8 protein-coding genes are annotated in these 8,721 nt (G+C 68.5%); 5 read left to right on the forward strand and 3 right to left on the reverse strand.

What is annotated here, in order from left to right; all coding sequences use genetic code 11:
• Positions 1-49: 49 nt before the first annotated feature.
• The 4 genes from ACIA47_RS32285 to ACIA47_RS32300 all read left to right on the forward strand — a co-directional run bounded on the left by ACIA47_RS32285 (position 50) and on the right by ACIA47_RS32300 (position 4,578).
• Positions 50-2,359, forward strand: a complete 2,310-nt coding sequence (locus tag ACIA47_RS32285) for an LLM class flavin-dependent oxidoreductase (protein WP_396712209.1) — start codon at positions 50-52, stop codon at positions 2,357-2,359.
• Positions 2,349-3,437 (forward strand): LLM class flavin-dependent oxidoreductase, encoded by a 1,089-nt coding sequence (locus tag ACIA47_RS32290; protein ID WP_396712211.1) that lies wholly within the window; start codon positions 2,349-2,351, stop codon positions 3,435-3,437. The genes ACIA47_RS32285 and ACIA47_RS32290 overlap by 11 nt, the downstream gene beginning before the upstream one ends.
• Positions 3,438-3,698: 261 nt before the next feature.
• The gene (locus ACIA47_RS32295) at positions 3,699-4,070 is read left to right on the forward strand and encodes a hypothetical protein (RefSeq protein ID WP_396712213.1); all 372 of its coding nucleotides are present in this window, start codon (positions 3,699-3,701) and stop codon (positions 4,068-4,070) included.
• Positions 4,036-4,578: a hypothetical protein gene (locus ACIA47_RS32300; RefSeq protein ID WP_396712215.1), complete on the forward strand. Its 543-nt coding sequence runs from the start codon at positions 4,036-4,038 to the stop codon at positions 4,576-4,578. The genes ACIA47_RS32295 and ACIA47_RS32300 overlap by 35 nt, the downstream gene beginning before the upstream one ends.
• Before the next feature lie 309 nt (positions 4,579-4,887).
• Here the strand turns inward: ACIA47_RS32300 and ACIA47_RS32305 are convergent, their stop codons facing one another.
• Positions 4,888-5,427, reverse strand: a complete 540-nt coding sequence (locus tag ACIA47_RS32305) for a MarR family winged helix-turn-helix transcriptional regulator (RefSeq protein ID WP_396712217.1) — start codon at positions 5,425-5,427, stop codon at positions 4,888-4,890.
• A gap of 100 nt (positions 5,428-5,527) precedes the next feature.
• Positions 5,528-6,409, reverse strand: a complete 882-nt coding sequence (locus tag ACIA47_RS32310; RefSeq protein ID WP_396712219.1) for a pirin family protein — start codon at positions 6,407-6,409, stop codon at positions 5,528-5,530.
• On the opposite strand from ACIA47_RS32310, the gene ACIA47_RS32315 reads away from it, so the two are divergent.
• Positions 6,392-6,937, forward strand: coding sequence for a hypothetical protein (locus ACIA47_RS32315; RefSeq protein WP_396712221.1), 546 nt, complete (start codon positions 6,392-6,394; stop codon positions 6,935-6,937). The genes ACIA47_RS32310 and ACIA47_RS32315 overlap by 18 nt on opposite strands.
• A gap of 85 nt (positions 6,938-7,022) precedes the next feature.
• Here the strand turns inward: ACIA47_RS32315 and ACIA47_RS32320 are convergent, their stop codons facing one another.
• On the reverse strand, positions 7,023-8,429 hold the full coding sequence (locus tag ACIA47_RS32320) for an MFS transporter (RefSeq protein ID WP_396712223.1): 1,407 nt from the start codon (positions 8,427-8,429) through the stop codon (positions 7,023-7,025).
• Positions 8,430-8,721: the final 292 nt, after the last annotated feature.

The raw sequence follows: 8,721 nt of genomic DNA on the forward strand, positions 1-8,721 counted from the left end.
TTCACAACAAATGGTATGCTGGCAACAGTTCATTGGGGGATAGACAAAAATGCCTGATTATGGTCATGAGCTCCTGTTCGGGACGTTTCTGACGCCGAGCGCGCAGGACCCGGACCGGGTGGTGGCGTTGGCCGAGCTGACCGAGGCGGCCGGATTGGATCTGGCTACGTTTCAGGACCACCCCTACAACGCGGAGTTCCTCGACACCTGGACCCTGCTGAGCTGGGTCGCCGCCCGCACGGAGCGGCTGCGGATCTCGGGGAACGTCCTCAGCCTGCCGCTGCGTTCGCCGGCCGTGCTGGCCCGGGCCGCAGCGAGCCTGGACCGGCTGTCCCATGGCCGTTTCGAACTCGGCCTCGGCGCTGGCGCGTTCTGGGACGGGATCGAGGGCATGGGCGCACGCCGGCTGACCGCGGGGCAGGGAGTCGCGGCCCTGCGGGAGGCGATCGACGTCCTGCGCGGCGTCTGGGACGACACCGCCACCGGACCGCTGCGGCTCGACGGAAAGTACTACCCGATCCCGGGTATGCAGCGCGGCCCGAAGCCGGCACACGACATCGACATCTGGCTCGGCGCGTACCAGCCGAAGATGCTGGCCCTGACCGGCCAGAAGGCCAACGGCTGGCTCCCGACGCTGGAATACCTACGATCGCCGGACCGGGCGACAGCCAACCGGCTCATCGACGAGGCGGCCATCGCCGCCGGCCGCGAGCCGCGGGAGATCCGACGGCTGCTCAACCTGTTCACGGTCGATGTCTCGTCGCGCAGCCGCGGCTTCCTCCAGGGACCCGTCGAGCAGTGGGTCGACCAACTCCTTCCGCTGGTCCTCGAGGAAGGCTTCAGCACCTTCCTGATCGGGCGCGACGACCCACGCCTCATCCAGACCCTCGGGCAGGAGATCGCCCCCGCGCTGCGGGAGGCGGTCACCAAGGAGCGCGCCGGGGCTGAGGTCGGCACCGGGCGGATCCGACCGGCCGTCGTCCTGGCCAAGCGTCAGCCCGGCCTCGACTACGACGCGCTGCCCGCGTCGCTTGCCGCCAGGTCCGTCGAGCCCGGCGACCCGGACTATGAGCGCGTGCGCCACAGCTACAGCTGGCAGGGGTCGCCGGCCCTGGTGGTCCGCCCGCAGACCGCCGCCGAGGTGGTCGACGCCGTGACGTACGCCCGGACCCAGGATGTTCCGCTGTCGGTGCGCAGCGGCGGGCACGGCATCAGCGGCCGGTCGACGAACGACGGCGGCATCGTCATCGACATGTCGAAGATGAACAAGGTCGAGGTGCTCGACCGGGGGACCCGCCGGATCCGGCTGGAGCCGGGTGCCCGCTGGGGGCACGTGGCCCAGGCGCTGGCCCCGTACGGCCTGGCCATGAGCTCGGGCGACTACGGAGACGTGGGCGTCGGTGGTCTCGCCACCACCGCCGGCGTCGGATACCTCGCGCGCAAGCACGGCCTGACCATCGACCACGTCGTCGCCGCCGAGATCGTCACCGCGGACGGCCGTCTGCTCCGCGTCGACGACGAGCATCACCCCGACCTGTTCTGGGCCATCCGCGGCGCCGGTGGAAACTTCGGTGTGATCACCGCGCTGGAGCTGGAGGCGTACGAGGTCGACAACGTCGTCTACGCCCAACTCGTCGTCGACGCCACCGACGCGGCTGACCTGCTCGAGCAGTGGGGGCAGCTCGTCGAGGACGCGCCACGGGAACTGACCAGCTTCCTCTCCCTCTTTCCCGGCCGCCGTGGCAACCCCCCGGCTGCCCAGGTCACCCTCGTCTACGCCGGCGACGACGTCGAGGCGGCGCAGTCCGCCCTGAGCCCGTTCCTGGAGATCGGGCCGATCCTCGACCAGCAGGCGCAGCTCGTGCCGTACCCGGCGATCGTCGCGCCGCCGGGCAACCAGCACCGGGGTCAGGGCCTGGTGGACACGCACAGCGGGCTGTTGCACCACATCACACCGGAAGCGGCGGATGTCATGGCAACCATGATCCGCTCGGGTGACGTGATGGTCATGCAGTTCCGGTCCGTCGGCGGGGCGGTCAACGACGTCGCCCGCGACGCCACCGCCTACCCACACCGGGAGCAGAACTTCTCAGTACTCGCCGCCACCGTCGCGGACCGCCGGCCGCAACTCGACAAGCTCTGGGCCGAGCTGTACGCGCACCTCGACGGCATGTACCTCAGCTTCGAGAGCGACACCGACCCGAAGCGGCTGCTCGACGCGTGGCCCGAGCCCACCCTCGGCCGACTCCGCGCTATCAAGGCCACCTACGACCCGAACAACATCTTCAACCGCAACTTCGCCATCCCAGCGGCGGCGGCGGGCGGGCACACCGAAAAGGAGGCCGACGATGTCGTTTGAGACCGGGCTGATCACGTTCGGCGAACTTACCGCCGATCCGGCCACCGGCCGGCTTCCCGAACCGCGCCAGCAATTGCGAAACGTCATCGAGCTCGCCGAGCTCGCCGACCAGGCGGGCCTGGACGTCATTGGCGTCGGCGAGCACCACCGTTCGGACTTCGTGGCGACGGCGCCACCGATGGTGCTGGCGGCGATGGCCGAGCGCACCAGGCGGATCCGCTTGACCAGCGCCGTCACCGTGCTCAGCTCCGACGACCCGGTCCGCGTCTGGGAGCAGTTCGCCACCCTCGACCTGCTCTCCGGCGGCCGTGCGGAGATCATCGCCGGGCGCGGCTCGTACACCGAGTCGTTCCCGCTCTTCGGCTATGACCTCGCCGACTATTCCGAGCTGTTTCGAGAGAAGCTCGACCTGCTGCTGCGGATCCGCGAGACGAACCCACTCACCTGGCCGGGTGGACGCTTCCGCCCGCCACTGAACCAGGCCGACATCGCACCCCGTGCCCTGCAGGAGAAGCTGCCGGTCTGGGTCGGTGTCGGTGGCACCCCCACCTCCGCGGTGGAGACCGGCGCCCAAGGGCTGCCCCTGATGCTCGGCGTCCTGCTCGGCACCGTCGGCGGCCACTCCGGCATCGTCAACCTCTACCGACGGGCGGCCGAGCAGGCCGGGCGCGACCCGGCGACCCTGCGGGTTGGACTGTCCGTGCAAGGCCACGTCGGCCGCACCAGTGCGGAGGCGCGGCGGACAATGTACCCGCACTTCACCGCCGGCTTCCGGGACAACAACCACCAGCGGGGCCAGGGATTCGTGCTCAGCCGGGAGAAGTTCGACGCCTTCACCGGCCCGCAGGGCGCCCTCGTCGTCGGCAGCGTCCAGGAAGTGATCGACAAAATCGCGGCCTACCACGAGGCGTACGGCATCAGCCGGTTGCTGCTGCACGTCGGCTTCGGCGGCATGCCCCAGGCGCAACTCCTTGCCTCCGTTGAGCGTCTGGCCACGGAGGTCGCCCCGGTACTCCGCAAGGAACTCGCCGTCCCGGCCATCACCTACTCCGGCAGCGCGACCGCAGGGGATGGGTGACTGCGGCTTCGTCAGGGCGGCTGCGGATCGCGGTGCTCGAAGCGGGGCATACCGGCCCGCTAATTCCGCGGATCGCCGTGCAGAGCCGGTGTCGATTGCGGCGTCGGGCGCCCCGGAGACGATCGAACTGATCGCGACGGTCCCGGCGCCGGGAGCCGAGTCGGGGTGGGCGGCCGACGCCACCGGGGACGGCGACTTCGTGGTGCTGGCATCCCGGTGCACCGGTCCACGGCGTTCGAGGCGTCCCTGGTGGCCGCAAGGGTGGCCGTCGACACGATGAACTACTGGCCGGCTCGCCGCAGTGTTGGGGTGCGTTCGGTGATCGCACTGTCTGTCCGGTGTGGTGAGTCGCGGGACGGGCAGGCTGTCGCGCTTGTGTTGATCGATGAAATCGTGGGCTGGCGGGCTGGCCCGGATGACCTGCTGGCGCGGTTCGCGCACCGTTTCGGGCGCGCGGAGCCGCGGCGGCAGGCGCCGGCCTATCCGGTCGGGTTGTTGTCACCCCTGGCGACCAAGAACGGCTGGACCTTTGCCGAGGCCCGCTGGCTGCGACGCCGGACCGATGCAGCGGCTACTCAACTGGTCAGCGTGAGATCGGATGCGGTCCGCGATGACGTATTCGCCTACGCATGAGCATCTTCAGCGCGCCGCGCGGACTCAGGCCAAGCAGTGTGCAGCAGGCTGGACAGACGCGGAAGTACAGCGGCTGTGGACCGCGGCCTGCGAACAGCAGGCACAGCTGCGGCAGTACTTCGACTACCGGCGGGGCATTGCTCATTACGAACGACCCGACGTCGTGCTCGAGACGCTCAACCTTGCGCTCGAGGATAACGAAGCCCGAACCCTGGCTCGGGGCATCGCCGGTGCGGAGACGTCGATCGTGATCCTGGCACCGTCGGTCGACCAGGTCGTGCCCGAGCAGATGCCCACGACCACCCAGGCCGGGAACTTGTCGTTCATGAAACTCTCGCAACACGACCGTGCCGACTACTACAAGCTGTTCGTGTGCGGGCAGATGCTGATCGCGATGCGAGAAACGTTCGCTGTGGCACCTGCGCTGACAACGGTCCGCGTGGTGGTGCTGCGAACTGACGGGAAGGACGCCTACGGTAGGCCACGAGTCGCGGCCATTATGCGGTAACGTTCCGGCGTGCCGCGTTAGCTGGCGTGTAGTGACACACCGCCGACGGGGGGAAGAATCGTCAACGACGTCTCCGCGGACGGGATCTTCAGCCAGCGCGGCCGCAGGCGGAGAGCTCTCATCGATCGACGTGGCAGCTGAGCCCGACTTGGCGCAATTGGTCGCGGCTGTTGACATCGACGAACTTGTAGGTGACTAGATCAACGTGTGGAGCGACTTCCAGGGGTAATCACCTACGCTGAAAGCCCATGTCGACGTCGTCTGTCAGGTACCGAATTGCCCTGGTGACCGGGCATAGGGCCAGGCCGGTCAGCGCGTGCCGGACGGGTTGGCGCCCGACTGTTCGAGGACACTGCTGACCGCCAGGCACGGATCCGTCTCCGGTGACGCGCTGGCGATGGCCTCGGCGGCATGCTCGGCGGCCTCACGAAATGCCGCACGCTGCTCGGCGGGCAGGCCACGGAGCACGTGGTCCTCGGCGTGGGCGACTCGCTGCTCGGCGTCGGCGAGCACCTGGCGCCCCTGTTCGGTCGCGACGATGCGGCGGGCGCGGCGGTCGCGCGGGTCGAGCTGTCGCGCGATTAGCCCGGCTGCCTCCAGGTCATCGATGACGTAGGTCAACACGCTGCGGTCGATCACCAGGCGAGTCGCCAGTGCCTTCTGCGTCGGCACGTCCTCGTGCACCACAACGGCCAGGATGTGGTAACCGCGGCTGCCGTGTGGCAGGTTCTTCAGCGTCTCCTCTACGTGTTCCTGCCAGCGGCGCAGGACCATACCGAGCGACCAGCCGAAGTTCACACCTCGCTGGCGGTCGCTCTGCTGTACGGGAACATTCGTGTCGACGGACATGTATCCACGCTACCAGCCATTGTGTTGATCAGAAAATCGATTGTGGCACATAGCATGCGTCATGTCCCCCCCGAACCTACGATATTCGGTTGTGCGCGGCTCATTTCCCCGAAGTGAGCCGGGGAACGGTTCCGAAGGCGCCGGCGCGCAGGTCGCGATAGGCCTTCTCGATCTCGGCCTGAGAGTTCATGACGAAAGGTCCGGAGGCGGCGACCGGCTGGCCGATCGGCCGCCCGGCAAAGAGCATGATCTTGGTGTGCCGATCGCTGTCGGCGGCCGCGAAACGCAGGGTGGTCGGCTCGTTCGGCTCGCCTACCGGATCGGACCATGCGATCTGGCCGGCGCGCACCATCCGGCTACCGATGGTGGCTCGGCCGGAGATGACATAGGCGAAGGCGCGCTGATCCCCTGGCAGTAGCTGTTGGTGGTCGGCTTGCGGATCCAGGGTGAGCAGCATGCCCAGTACCGGCCAGTGGTTGCGCGCTGGTCCGGTCACAAAGCCGTCGTGACCGGAGATTACCTGGACGAAGGCGCCGGGCAGGCTGTGCGCCGCATGGTCGCTCGCGCGAAGGTCCTGGTAGCGGCTGGAGGAGAGCTTGCGGTCGGCGGGCAAGTTGAGCCAGAGCTGGATGATGTGGGCGTACTCGTGCCGTACGGCCACCTCGCGGTGGATGATGCCATGACCCGCGGTCATCCACTGCACGTCGCCGGGTTCCAGCACGCCGGCGTTGCCCTTGTTGTCCCCGTGCTCCAGCAGGCCGTCCAGGACCATAGTGATGGTCTCCATGCCGCGGTGCGGGTGCCAGTCGAACCCGGGCCTGCTGAACTGCTCCTCGCCCATCACCAGGAACGGATCGGTCAGCGCTGGACGGCCTGGCGGGATAATGATCATCCTGTTGTCCGACTGCGCGTTGGCGCCGATCTCGATGCGGTCGTGTACGCGGTCTACGCGCCGGGCGGTCCGATGGGTTCTCTCGCTCATTGCCTGTTCCTGTCTGTCGCTGGGGAAGGGCCGGGTCACTGGAAAGACCCGGTTGATCAGGACGGCTCCGGCTTCGATCTGCCGGGCGACGCGGCTGGCCAGCTCGTCGTCTTCGTGACCTCGAGCCCTTCCGGTACGTCTGCGGCCTCGTCGAACGGGGCCGCACCTCCGGGCATGCCGGGCTTGCACGAGGGCCGCGTGACGCCGTACTCCTCGATCATGGCGTCGCCGAGGCTCGTCCACGCGCCCGGTGAATGCGGCGCTGGTGCGGCGCAGGATTGCCTGGCGCTGCTGCTGTGGGGCAGCCTCGGCGAATGCGGGGAAGGCGCGCTTGGCGGCCGCGACCGCGTCGGTGGCGTCGGCCAGTCGGACCTGGCCGATGACCTGTTCGGTCGCGGGGTTCTACAGAGAGGAAAGTTCGGCCCCGTGGGGTGTCACGATTCTTCCGTCGATCTAGACCTGGTTCATCGTGCGCACGGCGGTGCTCCGTTTCGTCTGTCTCGACCGCGGGTTCGTGCCGTGGTGTGACGTTCCTCCGGGGATCGCCCAACCCGGAGGCGGTCTTCGTGGAACTCCACACATGTTGTATGAGTCAAGCGCTGGGCCGACGCCTTCAACGGCTGCGCGCTCGGGCCGATTGCTGGACTGGGATCAGGGTGGCGACGGCGACAGCGGCGACGCCGACGAAGGCCAGCACGGCGAAGCCGTATGTGTAGCCCGCTTCTGCGGGCGGGCCGTCGGCTGAGCTGTGGGCACCGAGGATCGCGGTCATCACCGCGACGCCAAGCGAACCGCCGACGGTGCGAACGTTCGCGACAATGCCGTTGGCGACCCCGGTCTGGTCCGGACGGACCGCGGCCACGATGACGTTCGACACTGTGGAGAATCCGGTGCCGACCGCGACGCCCAGCAATGCAAGAGAGATCAGCACCAGGCCTTTACTGCCGTGTCCGAACACGAGCATCGTGATCGCGGCGACGTTCAGACCGGACGCGGCGATGAGCACGGCGCGCGCCCCGAACCGTCGATCGAGCCGCGCCGCGACGAGCCCGGCGAAAAACATCGTGACGGTCAGCGGCAGCAGCAGCAGCCCCGCCTGCGTGGCGGTGGACCCGAAGCCGTAACCGCTGCCGGGCGGGGTCTGGAGGTACACCGGTAGGAAGGTCATGACCGTGAACAGGCCGACCCCAAACAGCAGAGATACGACGTTGGTGGTCCACACGGCGGTGATCCGCATCATCTTCATGTCCACTAGCGGCCGGTGGGAGCGGCTCTCCACCCCGACCCAGATGTAGGCCAGCAGGACCGCCGCCGTGAGCGGCACGAGCACTGCCGCAGAGGTCCAGCCCCACCCGGTCGCCTGCGTCAGCGGTACCAGCAGCGCGACCAGCCAGACCGCCAACAGCGCGGTGGCGGACCAGCTGATGGGGCTGGGGTTACGGGACGGGGACGGTGGAACGGCGGCGAAGGCGGCGGCGGCCGTGGCCAGCGCCAGTGCCGCGGGGATCCAGAACAGTGACCGGATGCCGAGCAGTTCGGCCAGCGGTCCGCCCAGCACGATGCCGGCCCCACCGCCCACGGCGGTGAGAGCCGAGGCCATGCCGATGGCGCTCGGCACCTTCGCAGCCGGGATCTCGTCGCGGATGATGCCGAACGCCAGGGGCAGGATGCCGCCGCCGACGCCCTGTACGACCCGGCCAGCGATCATCAGGCCGATGCCCGGCGCCACTGCCGAGATCACCGAGCCTGCGGCGAGGGTGAGCAACGAGGCGACCAGGAGGCGGTCCTTGCCGTAGCGGTCGCCGAGCCGGCCGAGCACCGGCGTGGCGACTGAGGCCGACAGCAGGAAGGCGGTCATGGTCCAGGTGACCAGGGTCGGTGTCGTCTGCAGGTCTTCCTGCAGCGCCGGGAGCACCGGGTTGAGCAGCGACTGGAACAGCGCAAAGGTGAAGGCGGCCAATAGGACGACCGGCAGGATGGTTCTGGGGTTCGAGGTTCGGGCTGCCAAATGTGAAGCCATGCGGGGCCTACCAGGATGCGGAGTGGGGACCACGGGTCCTGTGGGGAGCCGCGGCCGGTCGATGCGTGGGAAAGAGCGGCTCGTGCCCGCCGTGCGACGGACACGAGCCGCAATCAACCCCAGCGGATGTGCGTGTCAGCACTGTCGGCGGCGTTTGGGGGCCTGTGTGGCCCTTCGCTGTCGCCGAGGCCGGGGGTTAGGCGATGTAGGCCGGGCCGTCGTTGCCCTCGGCCTGGTAGCCGTGGTGGGACCGCTCGGTGCGGGTGGTCTCCGCGACGGTCCAGGCGTGGTA

This window comes from Micromonospora sp. NPDC051227 (assembly GCF_044455385.1).
GTDB lineage: Bacteria > Actinomycetota > Actinomycetes > Mycobacteriales > Micromonosporaceae > Micromonospora.

What these genes read in the sequence shown, in the direction of transcription:
- ACIA47_RS32285 (WP_396712209.1), top strand. Translation starts at nt 50, where the DNA reads ATGCCTGATTATGGTCATGAGCTCCTGTTCGGGACGTTTCTGACGCCG.
- ACIA47_RS32290 (WP_396712211.1), top strand. Translation starts at nt 2,349, where the DNA reads ATGTCGTTTGAGACCGGGCTGATCACGTTCGGCGAACTTACCGCCGAT.
- ACIA47_RS32300 (WP_396712215.1), top strand. Translation starts at nt 4,036, where the DNA reads ATGCGGTCCGCGATGACGTATTCGCCTACGCATGAGCATCTTCAGCGC.
- ACIA47_RS32305 (WP_396712217.1), bottom strand. Translation starts at nt 5,427, where the DNA reads ATGTCCGTCGACACGAATGTTCCCGTACAGCAGAGCGACCGCCAGCGA.
- ACIA47_RS32315 (WP_396712221.1), top strand. Translation starts at nt 6,392, where the DNA reads ATGGGTTCTCTCGCTCATTGCCTGTTCCTGTCTGTCGCTGGGGAAGGG.
- ACIA47_RS32310 (WP_396712219.1), bottom strand. Translation starts at nt 6,409, where the DNA reads ATGAGCGAGAGAACCCATCGGACCGCCCGGCGCGTAGACCGCGTACAC.
- ACIA47_RS32320 (WP_396712223.1), bottom strand. Translation starts at nt 8,429, where the DNA reads ATGGCTTCACATTTGGCAGCCCGAACCTCGAACCCCAGAACCATCCTG.